This window comes from Acinetobacter sp. ANC 4169, from assembly GCF_002135355.1.
Taxonomy (GTDB): domain Bacteria; phylum Pseudomonadota; class Gammaproteobacteria; order Pseudomonadales; family Moraxellaceae; genus Acinetobacter.
Window position 1 is genome coordinate 135,158 of the sequence record NZ_NEGE01000009.1, and the last position, 20,995, is coordinate 156,152.

Genomic DNA, 20,995 nt, shown 5'->3' on the forward strand with positions numbered 1-20,995 from the left:
TTTAGTTAGCTAGATCACATTTTGTGACTTGAGAAAACCTCTATTCTGTAGCATGATTGCTTGAAGAATAGAGGTTTTTTCATGCAAGTTTATTTAGTAGGCGGTGCAGTTCGAGATCACTTGCTCGGACACCCCTATCACGAAAAAGATTATGTTGTGGTTGGCGCAACGCCCGACCAGCTTCTTGCTCAAGGCTATCAGCCGGTGGGTAAGGATTTCCCTGTTTTTTTACATCCCGAAACAAAAGAAGAATATGCCCTGGCACGTACTGAACGCAAGTCAGGTCGTGGCTATCATGGTTTTGAATTTTATACCGATCCTAGTGTCAGCCTTGAAGAAGACTTAATCCGTCGCGACCTGACCATCAATGCCATGGCGATGGATCACGATGGCAATATCTACGATCCTTATCATGGTCAACAAGATTTAGAACAGCGAATTTTACGTCATGTCTCGGATGCCTTTGTCGAGGATCCGCTACGGGTACTCCGTATTGCCCGCTTTGCTGCACGCTATAAAAGTTTAGGCTTTAGTGTGGCGGAGGAAACCCTCGCTTTAATGAAACAATTGGTGGAATCAGGTGAACTCAATGCACTGATCTCGGAGCGAGTGTGGAAAGAAACGTCTCGTGCACTCATGGAAGTTCATGCCGATGAGTACTTTAATGTATTGCGTGCTTGCGGTGCCTTAAAAGTCCTGTTCCCGGAACTGGATGCCTTATACGGCATTCCACAGCGTCCTGAATATCATCCGGAAATTGATTGTGGCATTCATACCATGATGTCATTACAACAAGCCTGTAAAGCCAACTATTCTTTAGATGTACGATTTTCGGTTCTGGTGCATGACTTAGGCAAAGCACTGACCCCTGTAGATGAATTACCGCGTCATATCATGCATGAAGAACGCGGGGTAAAACCGGTCACTGAAATTTGCGATCGTCTGAAAGTACCAACCAATACCAAGCAACTGGCTATTGCGGTTTGTAAAGAACATTTAAAATGCCATCAGGCCCTCACCTTAAAACCTGGTACCTTATGGCGTTTATTGCAACGACTCGATGTGCTGCGTCGTCCTGAACGGGTGGAAGCTTATGTACAGGCCTGCGAATGTGACTCGCGTGGCCGTTTAGGTCTGGAAGACCGTGAATATCCTCAAGCAGCTTATGTGCTTGAAGCCATGCAAGTGGTGCGTAATATTAAGGCTCAGGATTTACCGCCTGATATTCAGGGACCTGATATTGGTGAAATGCTGATTCAGCGCCGTATCAAAGCGATTGAACAGCTCAAAGCACAACAGATGGTGGCTGCTGTATAGCCTATAAAAAAGCACCTGAAGGTGCTTTTTTTGATCTCTATCAATCTCCCTAGATCCCTCTTTGGAAAAGAGGGACTTCCCCCCTTTCATAAAGAAAGTTGGGAGGATTAGAAATAATTTAAATCAAGAAACATCTGCCGGGAAAGTGATCACTTTTTCAAGTTTCATTTGCTCAGTCGCAACCATCAATAAACGGTCAATCCCCAGAGCGATACCTGAACATTCTGGCATCTGCGGTAAGGCCGCAAGCAGATATTCATCGATTGGCATCACATGCAGTCCCAAAGCTTCACGCTCTGCGTTATCTGCTTCAAAACGGGAACGCAGTACATCTGCATCAATCAGTTCATCATAGGCATTAGCAAGCTCTAAACCTTCAATATAAAGCTCAAAACGGGCGGCAACCAGCTCACCATCTTCATCGTTTTTAGTTTTGGCGAGCGATGCCAGTTCAGCTGGAAAATCGGTTAAAAATACAGGAGTGTCAAAACCTAAACTCGGTTCAACAAAGTGCGAGAACAGCAGGTCGATATAACCCAGACGGTCATCACCCAGGTCCAGATTTACCCCCACCCGGTTACAGCAATCTTTTAATTCTTTTAGGCTCGCTTGCAATGGATTTAAATCCAGACGATCCATAAAAGCATGTTTATAGCTGAGGATGGTCGGACGTACCGAACCAAAGCGCTGCTTTAAGGTCACATTGAGCAAATCGGTCACTTCAAACATCAAGTCTTTCAGGCTAAATCCCGGACGATACCATTCCAGCATGGTGAATTCGCTATTGTGTTTACGTCCATGCTCATCATCACGAAAGACTTTGCAGATTTGATAGATCGGGCCGCTGCCAGTGGCAAGCAAGCGTTTCATGGCAAATTCAGGTGAAGTTTGCAGATAGTGGGTTTGCTGTTTGCCTCGTACATGTCGCTGCGCCTGTACAGAAGCCAAGTGCACATCAGTAACCCCTGCTTGCGACAAGATCGGCGTTTCCACCTCAAGTACATCCCGCTCGGCAAAAAACTGACGAATCTGTGCATACATTTTGGCACGTGCCTGCATAGCCTTTAAATCACAAGTCGGCTGATAAGTGACAGTTTGACTCATGCCGCAGGCCCTCCATGTGCTGCCCACTCACGGCGTAAGGGATAGGTTTTACGTAAATAATCAAAGGCTTTTTGATCGACCTTGCCATCTTTTAAGCATGCGCGTAAGTTCGCATCATCACGGGCAATATCATAAATTTGGGAAAGGTATTGTTTGAGTACAGCTTTTAGATCACGCTCTTTGAAATACTGTTCACAGACTGGCAACTGGGTTTCAAATTTTTTGTCAGCCGGATAATTAAAGGTTTTGCAAAAAGCGTCATAGATCATCTGGGTGCCACGCGCCTTGCCTTCCAGACTATAGCCTGCAATATGTGGTGTAACCAAAGTGATTAAATTCAGCAATTCAGCTGAAATTTCAGGTTCATGTTCAAAGACATCTAAAACTACTGGTCGCTGTGTCTGTTGAATATCGGCAATTAAGGCCGATTCTTGAACCACTGGCCCGCGTGCCGAATTAATTAAAATGGCTTCAGGTTTCATCTGTGCCAAAACTTCAGCATTGATCAGATGATAGGTCGGATGCTCACCCGTCTTGGTTAAAGGCACATGAATCGAAATTGCATCTGCTGTTTTTAACAATTCATCAAATTCAATTTGATTGACTTGTTCACGCTGTACGAAGGGATCATGGCCAATCACGTTCCAGCCCAGAAGTTTTGCCATAACAGCCAGACGTGAACCAACATTACCCAGACCAATAATGCCCAAAGTAAAGCTATCATTGGCATCGATCAGTTCAGGTTTTAAATGCAATAAAGCGGTAATCACATATTCCGCAACTGCCTGTGCATTGCAGCCGGCGGCATTTGACCAGGCAATCTTGTTGTTTTCCAGTGCTGCAATATCCAGGTGATCGGTACCAATGGTTGCACTGCCCACGAACTTGATCGCACTATCTGCAATTAAAGCTTGATTGACTTTCGTTACCGAACGAACCAAAAGTGCTGCTGCATCTTTAACATCGGCATGGCTTAGCGTGCGACCTGCTTTTTGTTCTATTTCGCCAAATTCGGAAAAGAAATAGTCGGTAAATGCCAGATTTTCATCTGCAACGATTTTCATAATGCAATCCAATGATCTTATGCCGATTATGATAACGCTTAGCACTGCATCTGACCAAGCACCTTATAGATATCACCTTCTCGCGTTAGACAATTTCCCAGACACTATGGGGCATAAAATGGATGTCATCTTTCCTTGCAGCAAAAAAAGGACCGAATGCTTTAGCCATTCGGTCCAACAGGAGCAAAACAAATATGGATCAAAAGAAGGTTGCTTAAACCACCTCTCCATCAATAATGCCTTGTAGTTTTAAGGCATGCAGCTCATCCGCCGTTTTAAAACGTGACAGGATTTTTTGAGTATGTTCACCCAATTGTGGCGGTGCATGACGATATTCGACCGGTGTATCTGAAAGCTTGATTGGGGAAGCAATCACTTTAAAGTTGTCATTCAATTGGTGCGGAATATTCACCACCATTTGACGATGCTGAATTTGTGGCTCAGCCAGTGCATCTTCAACCGAGTTGATCACCCCAACAGGTACCTTCATTGCATGAATCGCCTCTACCCAATCCCGGGCATTTTTCGACAGGAAATATTCAGACAATAATGGAATCAGCTCATCACGGTGCTTGACCCGGTCCTGATTGCGCTGAAATTTTGCATCTTCCAGCAGTTCAGGCAAGCCAATGGCGATACACAAATCCTTAAACTGCTTGTCATTGCCGCAGGCAATAATAAATTCCTTGTCTTTGGCCTTAAAGGTTTGATACGGCACAATATTGGGATGACTGTTTCCCATCCGTTTCGGCGAAATTCCAGTGCTTAAATAGTTCATACCCTGATTGGCCAGTGTGGCAACCTGTACATCCAGCAATGACATATCAATATATTGCCCCCGTCCGGTATGCAGTCGTGCCAGCAAGGCTGCCTGAATGGCGATGGTGGAATATAAACCGGTTTGAATGTCCACTACAGCCACTCCAACCTTCTGCGCACCCGCTCCCGGTTCGCCATCTTTTTCACCGGTGATGCTCATCAGCCCCGACATGCCCTGAATGATAAAGTCATAGCCCGGTTCTTCGGCACGTGGTCCATCCTGTCCAAAACCGGTAATCGAGCAATAGACAATCTTCGGATTTAAAGCACTTAGGCTTGCATAATCCAGTCCATATTTTGCCAGTGAACCGGCTTTATAATTTTCGATCACCACATCGGCAGTTTTGGCGATCTCCCGGATAATCTCCTGCCCCTGAATTGATGATATATCCACGGCCACGGAATATTTATTACGATTGGCACACTGAAAATAGCCCGACTCACGCGTGGCATTGCCCTGTTGATCTGGCATCCATGGCGGCCCCCACATACGGGTATCATCACCGACGTGTGGGCGTTCAATTTTAATCACCTCAGCACCCAGATCCGCCAGAATCTGTCCGCACCACGGACCTGCCAGTACCCGGCTTAAATCCAGCACCCGAATTCCCTGTAATGCACCCATTGTCATTCCTCCTTCATCATCAGGTGTAATAAGCACCTGATGATCTTATATTTTTTCTATTTCACTGTGACTGGACGTTCTGTAGAGACCGATACATCATGTTTAGCCGGTTCAGTTTCAGTCGCCAATGAAGACTGTTGCGGATCGTACTGACGCTCCCGAATAAACAGGCCTGGAATCACACCGGCAATAAAGTAAGCAGCGCCCATCACAATAAAGGCCATGGTGAACGAGCCGCCTGCGGCAATAATTCCAATCGTGGCAGGCGCAATCGCAGCTCCCAAACGACCCATATTGTATGCACCGCCAATCGCTGTACCACGGACATCGGTCGAGAAACTTTCCGCCATATAGGTGGCATTGACACCATATGGAATGCCATACAGGAAACCGAAAGTAATCAGTAAATATGCAATATTGTCCGGTGTATTGAAGAAAATAATGACCGGTAAAAATGCAGCTGTCGTGACTGTGCCAAATACAAAGGTCACGCGACGGCCAAGTTTGTCTGCAGCATATCCGGACAGAATTTTACCCAGAATCATTGCGGTATAAGCACCCACCATATAGCCGGTCATGGCTTTAAAGTTCATGCTCAGTTCTGTTTCCAGATAAGTCGGCATCCAGTTGTTGACACCGTAGTAACCGAACTGCAGGAATGCAGCTGTAGACATCCAGAGCAGGAACATTTTGCGATGATTCGTGTGCCCAAAAATACGTTTGTAAATGCTTTCAGAGGGTGCAGATTGAGATACCTGTAGTTGTGGTGCTGCATCCAGTTTCAGTTCACGGCGTTTGATCTGCTCAATTTTTGCCTCTTGCCAAGATGCCGGTTCAGGAACAAAACGCATGAAAATCAAGGCAAACGCAGCAGGGACAATGGTGACATAAAACAGCATACGCCAGCCATGATCTGGGATAATGGCACCGGCCATCAGCGTTGCCACGATATATCCTACGGTTTGACCGGTTTGCAATGTCCCCAGCACTGTAGTGCGATACTTTGTAGGCACATATTCAGCCATTAAAGTATTACACGCCATATAGAGCGAACCCAAACCAAAAGCACCAATAAAACGTAGTACCAAAAACTGTTCATAACTTTGGGTTAAGCCCAGAATACAGGTCATGATAGAGAAGAACACCACAGACCATGCGATGGTTTTGACCCGGCCAAACTTGTCACATGCCCAACCGCCAGAAATTCCGCCCAGAGCCATACCCGCAAGTGAGGAGCTTCCCAGCATGCCCGCCTGAAAGGTCGATAAGCCAAACTCCGCTTTAAGACTGGTTAAGCTAAATGACAGCAGCATAATATCTACGCCATCAATGACCAGCGATACAAAGGCAAATATAAATGCCAGTTTCCATGTATGGCTAGTAATGCGGTGCATCGTACCCACATTGGAAGGTAAATTGAGCGCACCTGCTCCATTTTGTATTTCGTTTTTCATATTCCTTGTTCCTCATTTTCCCAAATGAGTCATCGGCAGTCCTATTTCTCTACATTTGCCTTAAACGGTTCTTTATTCTTTTTATCCATACATCTTTTGAACTTAAGCTTGCAAATACAGAGTTTTACAAGAATGTTTCACGATGAATCCTTTTCTGTGTTTATTGATTTTTGAAAACAAAACTCTCTGGGATGCTCATAAATGAACATCCTGAGTTGATATCATTGAATTAATTACAAAATGCTGCGATGCCGGTTTGCGCACGCCCCAAAATCAAGGCATGTACATCATGAGTACCTTCATAAGTATTCACCACTTCAAGGTTCACCAGATGACGTGCCACACCAAACTCATCCGAAATACCGTTGCCGCCCATCATGTCACGTGCAACACGGGCAATATCCAAAGCTTTACCGCAGTTATTACGCTTGATGAGTGATGTGCCTTCAACCGCTGCAATGCCTTCATCCTTCATACGGCCAAAACGCAGTGCCGCCTGTAAACCCAAGGCAATTTCAGTTTGCATGTCGGCCAGTTTCTTTTGAATCAGCTGATTGGCAGCCAATGGACGGCCAAACTGTTTACGGTCCATGGTGTATTGATGCGCAGTGTGCCAGCAGAATTCCGCAGCGCCCATCGCTCCCCAGGCAATGCCATAGCGTGCGCTGTTCAGGCAGGTAAATGGACCTTTTAATCCGCGCACTTCAGGAAAGGCATTTTCTTCAGGAACAAAAACGTTATCCATCACGATTTCACCGGTAATCGAAGCACGCAAACCAACTTTGCCGTGAATCGCTGGTGCAGACAACCCTTCCCAACCTTTCTCCAGAATAAAACCGCGAATGTCACCGACATTACCCTCAGCAGATACTTCTTTGGCCCAAACCACAAACACATCCGCGATTGGACTGTTGGTAATCCACATTTTTGCGCCGGTCAAACGGTAGCCACCGTCGACTTTTTTGGCGCGGCTAATCATGCTGCCTGGGTCAGAACCATGATCCGGCTCAGTCAGACCGAAACAGCCAATGTATTCACCTGTAGCAAGCTTCGGTAGATATTTCTGTTTTTGTTCTTCCGAACCAAATTCATTAATCGGTACCATGACCAGCGAGCTTTGTACACTGGCCATAGAACGGTAGCCTGAATCGACATATTCAATTTCACGTGCCACCAGACCATAGCTGACATAATTTAAGCCTGCCCCGCCGTATTGTTCCGGAATGGTTGGCCCTAACAAGCCGAGTGCACCCATCTCACGGAAAATTGCTGGATCAGTCTTTTCATGGCGGAACTGTTCAAGTACACGAGGTTGTAAACGTTCTTGACAGTAGGCATGAGCGCTATCACGAATCATGCGCTCTTCTTCAGTCAATTGCTGTTCCAGTAAAAATGGATCTTGCCAATTGAACTGTGCTTTAACCGTTTTTTGAGTATTGACCATTTGATTCATCGCGTCCTCTGCTTGATCTCAGTTTTCATTGTAAGTGTTCTACTTTGAGTTCGATGCTATGTGTGAATGATCATCCTTTCAAACGATAAATTTGCATGGTGTTATGCGCTTTACGCATATCTGGAGAAAATATGCTGATTTATAGGAAATAGTTCGCGTTATATTGAAGATTTTTTAGACTATAGTCGTATATTTTTCAATTTTTAATATGTCATTTTGTGATATCAGAACATTTTCAAGGATGAGCATGTGCGCCGACAAATTCCCTCTACCCAAGGTTTAATTTGCTTTGAATCTGCCGCGAAGCATGCCAGTTATACCCACGCATCTCAGGAACTGTTTATTACCCAAAGTGCGGTTTCCCGGCAAATCCAGCAACTGGAAGACTTTTTAGGCGTGAGCTTGTTTACCCGTACCCGTCACGGCGTAGAACTGACCCATGCAGGCCAACAATACTATAAAACCATCAAGCCCTATTTAAGAGGGCTTGAACAAAGCACGCTGGATGTCATGTCGCATAAAGGTTTAGGTGGAACGCTCAAGCTGGGTGTGGTTCCGACCTTTGCTACACGCTGGTTATTGCCCAAATTACATCGTTTTAATGCCATTTATCCTGAAATTACCGTGCATCTGGAAACCAGTACCAAACCTTTTTTATTTAACGAAAACATTTTCGATGCTGCCATTTATGCCGGTACACCGCAGCAGATTGAACACTGGCCCGGCACGCAAACCCATTATTTAATGCATGAAGATGTGGTTCCGGTATGTTCACCTACGCTGATTCGAAAGTATTTTCCTGATGCTGTCATGCTAAATGAGATCAGTTTTGATTTAACTGCCGAGCAACTTGTTCAACTTCCTTTGCTGCAACAGACCACCCGCCCCAGCATTTGGGAAGAATGGTTTGCGCACCATCAAATCAAACACACCAATCCCTTTGAAGGACAACGGCATGAACTGTTTTCCATGCTGGCGGTGGCTGCCAATCATGGCATGGGTATGGCCCTGATTCCTCAAATGCTGATTGAACAGGAACTGAAGCATAAAGAATTGGTGATTGCATCGAGTAAAAAGCTGGAAGGCCGCCGCGCTTACTATCTGGTGCATTCCAGCCAGGAAAGCTCGCCTTTGATCCAAAAATTTGTCGACTGGATGCAACAGGAGTTGCTGATTTCATCGTATAAAAACCAAGATAAAACCCCTCAATGAGCATGATAAAAAGTCGATATAGAGACATATCTAAATGTATTTTTATAGGATGGTTTATTTTGAGCAGACATTAAAAAAGCCCCTGTTTTCACAGGGGCTTTTGAATTTGGCGGAAGCGGTGAGATTCGAACTCACGGAGGACTCGCACCCTCGTCGGTTTTCAAGACCGGTGCATTAAACCGCTCTGCCACGCTTCCAATGGCGGCTATGATATAAATAAAACTCTCACTTGGCAAACACTTTTCTATATTTTTCTTATCAACCGCTTAAAATAAAAACAAAACGCATTAATTTGCTGAATTTTCAGGCTTTTCATAACCAATTTCATTCACATACCACAGCTTTTTACCTAAAGGTGTCAACACCTGCACTTCATCATCGACCTGCTTGCCCAATAAAGCTCGTGCCATCGGCGAATCAATAGAAATATGCTGCGGGTGATGATCATAAATTTCATCTACACCCACAATACGCAGGTTTTTTTTCTCGCCGTCTTCATTCTCAATTTCCACCCAGGCACCGAAATACACTTTGCCCTCTTGCTCAGGTGAAAAATCAATAATTTTGAGCTCTTCTAAACGCTTGCCTAAGTAACGAACACGACGGTCGATCTTACGTAAAATTTGCTTATTGTACTGGTAATCAGCATTTTCCGATCTATCGCCAAGACTCGCCGCCCAGTTCACTTTTTTGGTAATTTCAGGCCGTTCTTCATGCCATAAATGTTGTAATTCTGCGACCAGTTTGTCATGACCAGTACGTGTAATTAAGTTAGATTTCATGATGTTTTTTGAAGTTCTGCTTACATTTTGCTTACAAGAATGGTCTATTCTATCCCGTATTTACACACAACTAAAGTTTATAAAATTAATTCTTCAATAAAATTAATTTGTTATGTTACATTTCTCTAAAAGTTTTCGTACAAAATTTGACAAGCTTATTTTTCAGCCTTATTATGCGCGCATGTTTTTAGATCGCTTAATTTTTAATCTATGTAGAAATTCTACATTATTCTCCTTTTAATCCAATGTCATTTTTGAATGACGTCATGAGTGCCCAACCCTTATTGAATTTATCAAACTTGAAAAAGTCTGAGGCCTGTTTGCCTTTGCTTTTTAGGGCATAAATTACTTGTAGCGGAGACAACATGCACAGTAGTTCAACTTCTGGGGTGAGGCTTTGCCTTAACTCATTAACTTCTTCTCTCTCATTAAAAATTCTTGCATTTACGACTGCATTAATTCCATTCCACAGTATCAATGCCAGTAAATCTTACCAATATGATTCTGTGGTCGATGGCAAACAACTGACTGTGGTTTCAGTAGAAAATCCAACCACGGTATTTAAAGATGGTTCACACCAACATGGTTTTGGTTATGACCTGGCACGCAACTATGCCAACAGCTTGAATGTTAAGCTGGTGTTTAAAACTGTCCCGGATAATGCCACCGCATTAAAATGGGTTGCACAAGGTAAAGCCAACTTTGCCATGACCACAGCAGATGTACGCACTATCGAGCAAAAGCATTTAACTTCTTTTTCTGCAACTTGTGGTGATATCAGCAGCTTGCAGCAAAATGGCCTAAATACCAATCTGAACTGGGTATTTAAACATGCCAATGATCCATTGACTCAAACTGCAAGTGGTTTTGTCTGTCAAGGTAAACAGTCTGGTTCAATTCGCCGATTGGCTTCATTCTATAATCAGAATGTAGTAGAAGAACACTCATGGGATAGCATTCAGCGTGATCTGAATCAGCGCATGCCGATTTATAAAGCCAGCTTTAAAAATACCGCTGCAAAATATGATCTGGATTGGCACTTATTGGCAGCGATTGGTTATCAAGAGTCCTACCTAAAACCTAATTCGGTTTCACCAACAGGCGTACGCGGCTTGATGATGCTAACCAATGGCACAGCAAAGGCCATGGGTGTCAGTAACCGAACCGATCCGGCACAAAGTATTGAAGGTGGCGCGAAATATTACGACCAGATGCTAAGCCGTTATTCAGACGTACCTTTGCCTGACCGTAACTGGTATGCCCTTGTGGCTTATAATATGGGTCCAGGTGCAGTAGACCAGATTCAAGATAAGATCAGTGCTCAAGGTAAAAACCCGAATAACTGGGTGAATCTGTATGGTTATTTAGAGCGTAATAAAGCCAGCAATGGTCGTTACCGTCAAGCTGTTCAATACGTGACACGCATTCGTGCCTATTTAGAACATATTAAGACTTCAGAGTTGGTGAATATTTAATTTAATATGTTCTAAATACAAAAAAGCTTACCCTTGGGTAAGCTTTTTTATTGCGATAAATATTTGTTATAAATACTTAAGCTGTTTGTTCAAGCACTTTCTTGAATAAATCTTTTTGTTCCTGACTTGGCTTGGCTGTTTGTAAAGCCATCAATTGTGACATATCACCCTGAACCTTGATTTTACCGGTCATGAATGCCTGCATTGCAGCAGCCATGTCAAATTCCAGGAACACTTTACGTAAAGTTTCCCCATCCATGTTCAAAGTGGTTTTCGCATTTGAAGATAGACCTTTTTTGATTGCACCGCCATCAAGAGACAATTCTGTATTGCCTTGGGCATCAGATACCACCAGGTTGATGGCTAAATTTGCAAGTGCAGGTGGCAAGTTTAAATCACCAGCTTGCGCAGTTAATGTTTCTACAGTTGAAAACCAATCATCAGTTAAAAAGGCAGGCATGATCTTTCCTCAATTTATTTGTGCATTTGTGTCGCCTATCCAGACAACATCTTTGTGAAGCTATTTTGCTTGAAGCTTGTTATAGCATGTAAAATTGTTTTCTGCTTAACGTTTTTTGTACGATGCGTTCAATTTTTATATTTTTGATACATTTCTTAATTAAATCAGATATATAAAGTTATATAAAATAGACACCAATCCTGAAATTGGTGTCTAAAACCATCTTAATCCGCAACAAAACCTAAATTGACCATATTGATACGTTTGCTTTGCCCTTCTTCTTCTTCAGTTGAACAACTGCCGGTGAAATCAATTTCACGTTGCGCATCTAAAGCTTCAAAGTCAAACAGTTCACGATCCGCCAATTGTGAAGGCGATACATTCTGCATGGCACCAAAAATACTGTGTAAACGTTTCGGATATTGTGCATCCCATTCACGCAACATATTGTTGATCATGGCACGCTGCAAATTTTCCTGTGAACCACACAAGTTACACGGAATAATCGGGAACTGACGCATTTCTGCATATTTAATAATGTCTTTTTCTTCCACATAAGCCAGTGGACGAATCAAGATATTCTTTTTGTCAGAAGACAACAGTTTTGGTGGCATCGCCTTCAAGCTGCCGCCATGGAACAGGTTCAGGAAGAAAGTGGCCATAATATCATCACGATGATGACCTAAAGCTACTTTGGTTGCGCCAATTTCCTGCGCAAATCCATACAATGAACCACGACGTAAACGGGAACACACTGCACAGTAGGTTTTACCTTCAGGGGTCAGTTTTTTGGTAATGCTGTAAGTGTCTTTTTCCAGAATATAATAAGGAATGTTATTTTCTTCTAAATAACGTGGCAAGACATCTTCAGGGAAACCTGGCTGCTTTTGGTCAAGGTTGACTGCAACCACATCAAAATTGATCGGTGCAATGCGTTTGAACTGCAACAAAATATCCAGCAAGGTATAACTGTCTTTACCACCAGAAATACAGACCATTACCTTGTCGCCATCTTCGATCATTTTAAAATCACGAATGGCATGACCGACTTGACGGCGAAGTTTTTTCAACAAACGGTAATATGCCGAGCTAGTTGGCAGTTCTGGTTTGAAATTAAATCCTTGTTCGGACTCAACTGGCGAGTACATAGACGAGATTTACCCATAAATAAAAATACCGCGCAATTTTATCCGATTCAGTGCCACATCGCACCAAAAGAATGTAATTTCTGCAAATTGCTTATTACTATCCTTTTCATCTAAAACCCTGATATTTATTTTGACCTTAGCGGTTCAAAAAATAGCCACAATGCTTGCCATTTGTACTTTTCCACAGTTGTCCACAAAACCTGTGGATAACTTTGTGGATTTTAAAACACTTGACAAGGTGTCTGACCTGCAAGTTAAGGCTTCTATTTAAATTGATCATTTTTTGATCAATTTTGTTTTTATTTAAAATCAATAGCTTATATGTGTCAAGTTATCCTGATTAAAAAAAAATTAAAATTTTTTTTGATTACTATCTCTACAAACAGCACTTGATTTTTACAAACTAGTAGGGAAATTAATGGAGTAATGCTTTTCATCTTGTTTTTTTTTGTTAAACTCCACTTGTACTGTTTGGAACAGATGTTTTCTATCTATAAAAATGAAAAATAATTTTGTAAAAACTGGGCTTTATTTTTTGGGGTTTGTGGCAGTTCATTCTGTTGCAACGACCTGTTATGCCGGTGAAACCATTTATCAGTTAAAAGATTCGAATGGTACAACCTTACTCACCAATAAGAAAAATCGTTATAACCATCTTAAAGTCGAAAAAAAAACCTACTACCCAGACAGTAATATCCATAGCTATAGTAACTGGGGTTCATCTGAAGCTTCGGTACTTCCGAGTTATAGTCGCAATAAAAATGTCTTTGATCCCCTGATTAAACAGGCTGCTTCTCAACATGGAATATCTGAAGGCCTGATTAAAGCCGTAATGCATACCGAATCTGGTTTTAATGTCAATGCTCGCTCGCCTGTGGGTGCCCAGGGACTGATGCAGCTCATGCCTGCGACTGCACGACGCTTTAATGTTTCAAATGCTTTTGACCCGCAACAAAACATTATGGGTGGAGCAAAATACCTGGCTTGGCTGATGAAACGCTTTAACGGTAACACCTCGCTGGTATTAGCCAGTTATAATGCCGGTGAAGGCAATGTCACCAAATATGGCGGCATTCCTCCATTTAAAGAAACACAAGATTATGTCAGACGTGTGAGCAGCCGTTATAGTAATTTATACGCCAATGGGATTGGTGGAAGTTCCAGCTCCTCAAATTCATCCTCAGATTCCGGAAAAATTGTTGCGCAATCTGAGCATTACCCATCTGCTTCATCCACTTCTACCCCGAGCCCGCAACATAGCTATCAGCGCCAGATTATTGTAGCGTCCGATGGCCGTTTTACCGATGCCCCTATGGGTTCTTATGCCACGGCACATGCCACCGCTTCAGCGAAAATTTCAATTGCTGACAATTAAATTGTTTATAAACTGCATCATTATAGAGTTTTATTAATTTTTTCTTGAATTTTTAACACTTACACCTCATATTTACTAAGACGATTTTTGATTTATAAATCAGATCATTTTTTTATTATAAGAGGATTTTCTCAATGATGCGGATTGGTTTGTTCTTGCTTACCAACCTCGCGGTACTGGTTGTAGCTGGCATTATCTTGTCACTCTTCGGTGTCGGTAGTTATCATGGTGCTGGTGGCCTAAATCTAGGCAACCTAATGGTCATCTGTTTTGTCTTTGGTATGGTGGGCTCACTGATTTCTCTATTCATGTCTAAATGGATGGCGAAAAAAACCACTGGCACAGAATTAATTGACCCGAATGCGCCTCGTAACCAAGCAGAAGTCTGGTTATTACAAGAAGTTGCACAATTGTCGCAACGCGCTGGTATTAACATGCCAGAAGTGGGTATTTTCCCTTCTTATCAGTCCAATGCTTTTGCTACAGGCTGGAACAAAAACGACGCCTTGGTTGCCGTTTCTACCGGTTTGCTGGAACGCATGAACAAAGACGAACTTCGTGCGGTACTTGCGCATGAAATTGGTCACGTTGCCAATGGCGATATGGTGACTCTTGCCTTGATTCAAGGTGTCGTCAATGCCTTCGTCATGTTCTTTGCACGTGTCGTTGGTGACTTTATTGACCGTAACGTGTTTGGTCGTGAAGACGGCGAAGCACCGGGCCTGGCTTACTTTGGTATTACCATCGTACTGGATATTGTATTTGGTATTTTGGCATCTTCTATCGTTATGTGGTTCTCACGTCAGCGCGAATATCGTGCCGATGAAGCCGGAGCACGTTTAGCCGGCAAGCAAGCGATGATTTCTGCATTATTGCGTTTACAGGCAGAATCAGAATTACCTGATCAAATGCCGAAAGAAATGAAAGCCTTTGCAATTGCAGAAGGTAAAGAACAAGGTTTTAGCTTGGCTGCTTTGTTCCAGACCCACCCTACCATTGAACAACGTGTGGCTGCATTACACCAGTTAAATTGTCCATAATCTGTTTAAACTTAATCTGTTGAGATAAATGGAATAAAAAAGCCTCCGTCATGGAGGCTTTTTTTTATGACTAAATTCGATACAACAGAATGTCATTGCAATCAATTACGCACGCTACTCATATGCACAATATAGACAGCAAAATCATCGATTACTTGATCTTGCAAGGCGTTAAATATTCAATGTTTGCCACCATTGCCATAACCAGCTTAATCCCAACCACATGGCAATGGCCAATAAAACGATAAAAACAACACCCAACAGATCAGGAAGATGCAGCCAGATCCAGGCCACAACAGGATTCCGCCAAAAAGCAGAAGATTGCTGCTTGTGCTCCAGACGTTCATGCAAAAAGGGATGCGTGACATGCGACTCGCTGCGAATGTGATATTCCTCACGTATATGATCATGTACGATTGCCAGGGCCTTACGGCTAGGGCGAATAAACACATCAAATACAGTTCCCAGCACTGGAATAAAACCGACCACAGCATCCATCATGGCCAATTTCACCACCGGAGCCAGCTTGCTTTGTGGCACGCCAATTTGCTTGGCCTTATAGATGGCATAGCAAGTCAGTACAAATCCGGCAACATCTCCAGCCACTGGAATGGTACTTAAGGCAGCATCCGCCCCGACACCCTGCTTGGTAAATGGAATTCGAACCACCGAATCCATCATATTGGCAAACTTGGCTAAATCCCGTTCCAAACGTATGACTTCTTGCTGGCTGAGTTTTTTTGGTTGTTCGGACATCGCCTGTTCCCCAGACATAATTCTTCTAAATAATTGAGATTACATCATATCTGAGCAACTTGATGTGTATTGATGTAATGAGCAAGTGAGAGTGAACCGCAATCATCAATCCATTACATCCTGAATTGGCGAAGACCTTAACATGGACCTCTGAGCGACTTCCTTAACTTAGATAGCACAGGCAAAATCATTCAATATTCCTCTTTTGCTAAAGGAATATTGAATGAATGCCAATGCATCAGATTATGCCTGTGGTTTGGCTTTAAACAGTGTGCGAATCAGCACATACATAAAGGGAATAAAAATCAGCACCAGACAAGTCGCAAAGATCACACCGCCTAAAACACTCACCCCGATTTCCTGACGGCTGGCTGCACCAGCACCAAAGGCAAATACCAAGGGAATCACCCCTGCACCAAAAGCCAGTGAAGTCATCAGAATCGGGCGTAAACGCAGACTTGCCCCTTCCAGAGCAGCCTCAATTACACTACGGCCTTGTTGCTCTGCAAGTGCGGCAAACTCGACAATTAAAATGGCATTTTTACAGGACAAGCCAATCGTGGTGAGCAAGGCTATCTGGAAATAAATGTCGTTTGGAAAACCGACAAAATAACTGAACAGGATATTACCGCCAATGCCCAAAGGAATGGCACTGAGTACCGCTGTCGGGATAGACCAGCTTTCATACAGGGCTGCTAAACACAGGAAAATAAATCCGATTGAGAGCACATACAGCAATAAAGCCTGATTACTCGAGCGTTTTTCCTCATAGGATAAACCGCTCCATGCCACGTCTATACCCGGGTGCTGTGCAACCAGCTGCTCAACATCACCCATTGCCACGCCCGAACTGATATCTTTGGCGGTATCCGCTTCCATTTGCAATGCGGTATAACCCATATAACGATTCACCACATCTGGCCCACCACTCCAGCCGACAGTGGCAAAATTGCTAAATGACACCATCTGATTTAAATCATTGCGCACATACCAGTATTGCAGGTCTTCAGGTTTAGAACGAAATTCGGCATCGCCCTGCATCATCACCCTTTTAATCCGGCCACGATCGATAAAATCATTGATATAGCTGCCGCCCCATGCACTCGCCAAGGTACTGTTTATGGCCGCTTGTGACAGGCCATTGGCCATCGCCAGTTTCTGGTCAATATTCACTTTTAAGCCTGCTTTATCAGGATTTGAACGCTTATCCAGATTTTCAAAACTGCTGTATTGTTTTGCCTGCTGCTGCAATTGCTTAAACTGGCTATCCAGATAGGCACGACCTTGACCATTAATGTCACGAATCCAGAAATCCAGCCCGTCAGTTTGACCTAAACCACTGACCGAAGCGGGCATGGTCACATTAATTTGTGCATTCGGATTGTTTTTAAAATGCTTTAAGGCGCGTTCCCGAATGGCTTGGGCTGAATTTTCTTTTCCAGAACGCTCATCCCAAGGTTTTAAGGCAATAAAACCCTGACCCAGATTTTGTCCTGTGCCTGAAAAATTACGCCCATAGCGAATCATTACCAGATTTACATTCTGTTTTTCATTTTCCAGAAAATACTGTCTGATTTGCTCACCAATTTCGGAACTTTTCGACATCGGTGCACCATCCACCAGTTTAAACTGCACATTTAAAACGCCCTGATCTTCACTCGGAATAAAACTGGTCGGTAAAGCCCGATAAAACAAGGCAAACACACTGATCAGCGCAGCAAACAGCACCAGACAAATGGCTTTATGCTGCAGGGTTAAAGTGGATAATTGAAGATAGCGCTGCTTTAAGCCATCCAGGTTCTGGTTAAACCAGACTGCCCATCGGGCAGGCTGTGGATTGGGCTTTAAAATCAAGGCACATAAAGCTGGCGTTAACACCAGTGCTACAGCCAGAGATAAAGCCATGGCAGCGACCAAGGTAATCGAAAACTGGCGGTAAATCACACCTGTTGAACCGCCAAAAAAAGCCATGGGAATAAACACGGCGGTCAGTACCAGCGTAATCCCGACCAATGCCCCACTAATTTCCTGCATGGATTCAATCGATGCCTGCTGAGCCGTTAAATTTTTCTCATGCATCAGCCGCTCAATATTCTCCACCACCACAATGGCATCATCCACCAGCAGCCCAATCGCCAAAACCAGGGCAAACAGAGTCAGCGTATTGATACTCAAGCCAAGTACATACAAGATTGCCATCGTACCCAGCAATACCACAGGTACGGTAACCGCAGGAATCAGGGTCGCGCGCCAGTTTTGCAGAAACAGAAACATCACTGCAATCACCAGCAACACGGCTTCCACCAGGGTTTTCACCACCTCCTTGATGGATTCTTTTACAAAGGGCGTATTATCACGTGGATAAACCAGCTTATAGCCTTCAGGAAGCTGCTTCGAAATCTGATCCACTTCAGCCTGAATTAGTGCTGAAGTCGCTAAGGCATTGGCACCCGAAGCCAGCGAAATGCCCATCCCGGCAGAAGGAAAACCGTTGATAGTATTCATGGATTGATAATTTTCTGCCCCCAGTTCAACCCGGGCGACATCTTTTAAATAGATAAAACTGCCATCACGTGCAGATTTGACAATGATATTTTCAAATTCCGGCACGGTTTTTAAACGTGAACCAGAAGTGACCTTGGCATTTAAATACTGATCTTTAACGGTTGGCAAGTCCCCCACCGCACCTGCTGCGACTTGGGTATTTTGTGCTTCGACAGCCGCACGGATATCACTTGGCATTAAATTGTATTGTTTTAATTTTAATGGATTTAACCAGATGCGCATGGCATATTGCGAACCAAAAACATCGACTTCACCAATTCCGTCTATACGCGCCAGATCTTCTTCCAGATGGGTCTGCATATAGTCGGACAAGGCAATGCTGTCACTTTTACCCGTAGCATCGTACAGGCCAATGACCATGTGCGTATCACCCAGTGACTTGAATACATTCACTCCCTGACGCTGTACTTCATCCGGTAAACGATTCAGCACCCCATTAATCGCATTTTGCACCTGAACTTGTGCCGTATCTGGATCGGTGCCATTTTCAAAACTGATGTTAATGCGGCTGCGCCCGGAGGAGTCACTGCTGGAACTAAAATAAAGCAGATGATCAATGCCTTTAATTTGCTGTTCCAGTACCTGGGTAACACTTTCTTCCACAGTTTCCGCCGAAGCACCGTTATAGCTGGCACTTACACTAATGCGTGGCGGGGCAATATCCGGAAAGCGCTCTACCGGTAAATTCAGCGTCGCAAAAACACCAAAAGCCATCAAGATAATGGCTAAAACACCTGCAAAAATCGGTCGATGAATAAAAAATCTAGACAGCATATGTCCTGGTCACTTAAATGGCGAGGTATAAAAAATTCAACTCAATCATTGAATACTTAAAATGATTTATTTGATATTGATAATCAATGACAGAAGTATAAAAGCCAAACATATTTAACAGAAAAATGAGACTTTGCCTTAAATAAGGAGAAAATATGAAGGGAATTTTTTTATTAAATCGTCACCCCTTGTAAAGCTTGGCTGATGGTGCATATTTTTAAGGTTTTTATTTATAGGGTCTGTTGACAATTCGTCTATGTTTGCGACGACGAGTATTTTTTAGAGGATACTAGGCATGAACTACAAAATTTAGTCATTCTAAATGCGTAGTTCATAACGACGTAGCGTCAAAAAATACTCTAGTCCCGAAGGGTTGTGGCTAAAATTATCTCAAACTGCGTCATGAAATTTAAAAATGGAACCACCATTCTTTGCATTTCATTCCTTGTTTGCTCAATTTTAGCCTACAACGCAAGCCATTTATGAAATGTCAACAGACCCTATTTTAATTTAATTTTTTGATTAATTCTGGATTAAGCAAAATCGAATATGATGACCCAAATTAGTCAATGTTTGAGTGCAATGAACTCTTATTCTCCTTTTAAAGGCAAAACAGGTGTTAAGCGTGTATTCAATGCCACCCAGTATTCACTTGCTGGTTTTAAGGCAGCATTTAGCAATGAAGCCGCTTTTCGTCAGATCGTATTCATTAATACCATTTTAATTCCAGTCAGTTTTTTTCTTGAGGTCACTGCAGTTGAACAAGCCCTCATGGTTGCTGTCTGTTTGCTGGCTCTAATTGTGGAGTTATTCAATTCAGCCATTGAAGCCGTGATCGACCGTATTTCATTAGAAAAACATCCGCTTTCAAAGAATGCCAAGGACATGGGTAGTGCAGCGCAGTTTGTTTCCCTCAGCATGATCTTTTTTGTTTGGCTGATTATTTTGATTCACTAGTTATTTTATGTCCAGAATCTTGACGATTTAAAAAGCATCTTCACAGTTAATGCTGATCAGTTAAGGAGTTTCGAAATAGACTCTTTAGCTTTTTAGCAGTTCACGACGGAGTCTTACCTTTTTAAATCAAATTCTTGCAGCTCATTTGTTACTTTGGTTTCGCCCAAAGTAACCAAAGGCATATGTCATCCGCAAAACTCGTCAGCCACTATCAACTAGCAAATTTATCGCAGAAACAATCATTTTTTAATGTAGTCCTGCCTCAAACAGTTGCGGATGACTTTTCCATATATCAACTACAGTCATGAATTTAAAAAAGAAAATGCCAGTCAATTTCTTAACTGACTGGCATTAATCTTAACAGGTGCTTTTTTTCATCTATTACCCAGAATTTTAAAGCCTTAGATTAGCATTTGAAGTGCAACACCATGTTGTTGGCATAATACCTGACTCGGACTTTTAAATCCGAGTCTTTTTCTTGGACGTTGATTTAAACGTTGAGTGATTTCTGCAATATATTCATCTGTATAGTCATTTAAGTCACTTCCTTTTCGAATATATTGTCTGATTAAACCATTGGTATTTTCATTTGTTCCCCTCTGCCAAGCACTATAA

At 43.0% G+C, this 20,995-nt stretch carries 17 protein-coding genes and 1 tRNA gene; 6 read left to right on the top strand and 12 right to left on the bottom strand.

Features of this window, described 5'->3' with window-relative positions; all coding sequences use genetic code 11:
• Positions 1–81: 81 nt before the first annotated feature.
• Complete coding sequence (locus tag B9T26_RS08685; protein ID WP_086199309.1) at positions 82–1,317, top strand: multifunctional CCA addition/repair protein; 1,236 nt, start codon at positions 82–84, stop codon at positions 1,315–1,317.
• A gap of 123 nt (positions 1,318–1,440) precedes the next feature.
• On the opposite strand, the gene epmA is transcribed toward B9T26_RS08685, so the two are convergent.
• From epmA to B9T26_RS08710, 5 genes are all read right to left on the bottom strand, one after another.
• On the bottom strand, positions 1,441–2,421 hold the full coding sequence (gene epmA, locus B9T26_RS08690; protein ID WP_086199310.1) for an EF-P lysine aminoacylase EpmA: 981 nt from the start codon (positions 2,419–2,421) through the stop codon (positions 1,441–1,443).
• Positions 2,418–3,485, bottom strand: a complete 1,068-nt coding sequence (locus B9T26_RS08695; protein ID WP_086199311.1) for a 4-phosphoerythronate dehydrogenase — start codon at positions 3,483–3,485, stop codon at positions 2,418–2,420. The genes epmA and B9T26_RS08695 overlap by 4 nt, the downstream gene beginning before the upstream one ends.
• Before the next feature lie 214 nt (positions 3,486–3,699).
• Positions 3,700–4,929 (bottom strand): CaiB/BaiF CoA transferase family protein, encoded by a 1,230-nt coding sequence (locus tag B9T26_RS08700; RefSeq protein WP_086199312.1) that lies wholly within the window; start codon positions 4,927–4,929, stop codon positions 3,700–3,702.
• Positions 4,930–4,985: 56 nt separating this feature from the next.
• Positions 4,986–6,383, bottom strand: a complete 1,398-nt coding sequence (locus tag B9T26_RS08705; protein WP_086199313.1) for an MFS transporter — start codon at positions 6,381–6,383, stop codon at positions 4,986–4,988.
• Between the two features lie 229 nt (positions 6,384–6,612).
• Entirely contained in the window at positions 6,613–7,836 is a 1,224-nt protein-coding gene (locus B9T26_RS08710) for an acyl-CoA dehydrogenase (protein WP_086199314.1), read from the bottom strand.
• Between the two features lie 249 nt (positions 7,837–8,085).
• On the opposite strand from B9T26_RS08710, the gene B9T26_RS08715 reads away from it, so the two are divergent.
• Positions 8,086–9,048, top strand: coding sequence for a LysR substrate-binding domain-containing protein (locus B9T26_RS08715; RefSeq protein WP_086199315.1), 963 nt, complete (start codon positions 8,086–8,088; stop codon positions 9,046–9,048).
• Positions 9,049–9,155: 107 nt separating this feature from the next.
• Here the strand turns inward: B9T26_RS08715 and B9T26_RS08720 are convergent.
• Together B9T26_RS08720 and greB are read right to left on the bottom strand one after the other, a co-directional pair.
• Positions 9,156–9,245: transfer RNA gene (locus B9T26_RS08720), tRNA-Ser, on the bottom strand.
• 90 nt (positions 9,246–9,335) lie between these two features.
• Positions 9,336–9,830 carry a transcription elongation factor GreB gene (greB, locus tag B9T26_RS08725; protein ID WP_086199316.1) on the bottom strand — a complete coding sequence of 165 codons (495 nt, stop codon included), beginning with the start codon at positions 9,828–9,830 and terminating at the stop codon, positions 9,336–9,338.
• A 365-nt stretch (positions 9,831–10,195) separates the two neighbouring features.
• Between greB and B9T26_RS08730 the strand changes: the two genes are divergently transcribed.
• A complete protein-coding gene (locus B9T26_RS08730) occupies positions 10,196–11,305 on the top strand; it encodes a transglycosylase SLT domain-containing protein (protein WP_086199317.1) in 1,110 nt (369 codons plus the stop codon).
• A gap of 76 nt (positions 11,306–11,381) precedes the next feature.
• Here B9T26_RS08730 and B9T26_RS08735 read toward each other — a convergent pair whose 3' ends face one another.
• Positions 11,382–11,765: an SCP2 sterol-binding domain-containing protein gene (locus tag B9T26_RS08735; RefSeq protein WP_086176171.1), complete on the bottom strand. Its 384-nt coding sequence runs from the start codon at positions 11,763–11,765 to the stop codon at positions 11,382–11,384.
• Positions 11,766–11,989: 224 nt separating this feature from the next.
• Positions 11,990–12,913: a tRNA 2-thiocytidine(32) synthetase TtcA gene (gene ttcA / locus B9T26_RS08740; protein WP_086199318.1), complete on the bottom strand. Its 924-nt coding sequence runs from the start codon at positions 12,911–12,913 to the stop codon at positions 11,990–11,992.
• A gap of 499 nt (positions 12,914–13,412) precedes the next feature.
• On the opposite strand from ttcA, the gene B9T26_RS08745 reads away from it, so the two are divergent.
• Complete coding sequence (locus B9T26_RS08745; protein ID WP_086199319.1) at positions 13,413–14,288, top strand: lytic transglycosylase domain-containing protein; 876 nt, start codon at positions 13,413–13,415, stop codon at positions 14,286–14,288.
• Between the two features lie 134 nt (positions 14,289–14,422).
• A complete protein-coding gene (htpX, locus tag B9T26_RS08750; RefSeq protein WP_086199320.1) occupies positions 14,423–15,328 on the top strand; it encodes a protease HtpX in 906 nt (301 codons plus the stop codon).
• 171 nt (positions 15,329–15,499) lie between these two features.
• Here the strand turns inward: htpX and B9T26_RS08755 are convergent, their stop codons facing one another.
• Positions 15,500–16,084, bottom strand: a complete 585-nt coding sequence (locus B9T26_RS08755) for a DUF4112 domain-containing protein (RefSeq protein WP_086199321.1) — start codon at positions 16,082–16,084, stop codon at positions 15,500–15,502.
• A 243-nt stretch (positions 16,085–16,327) separates the two neighbouring features.
• The gene (locus B9T26_RS08760) at positions 16,328–19,423 is read right to left on the bottom strand and encodes a multidrug efflux RND transporter permease subunit (RefSeq protein ID WP_086199322.1); all 3,096 of its coding nucleotides are present in this window, start codon (positions 19,421–19,423) and stop codon (positions 16,328–16,330) included.
• A gap of 582 nt (positions 19,424–20,005) precedes the next feature.
• On the opposite strand from B9T26_RS08760, the gene B9T26_RS08765 reads away from it, so the two are divergent.
• Complete coding sequence (locus B9T26_RS08765; RefSeq protein ID WP_086199329.1) at positions 20,006–20,380, top strand: diacylglycerol kinase; 375 nt, start codon at positions 20,006–20,008, stop codon at positions 20,378–20,380.
• A 401-nt stretch (positions 20,381–20,781) separates the two neighbouring features.
• On the opposite strand, the gene B9T26_RS15675 is transcribed toward B9T26_RS08765, so the two are convergent.
• A partial coding sequence (locus B9T26_RS15675; protein WP_171262962.1) for an IS30 family transposase occupies positions 20,782–20,995 on the bottom strand: 214 nt, incomplete at its 5' end.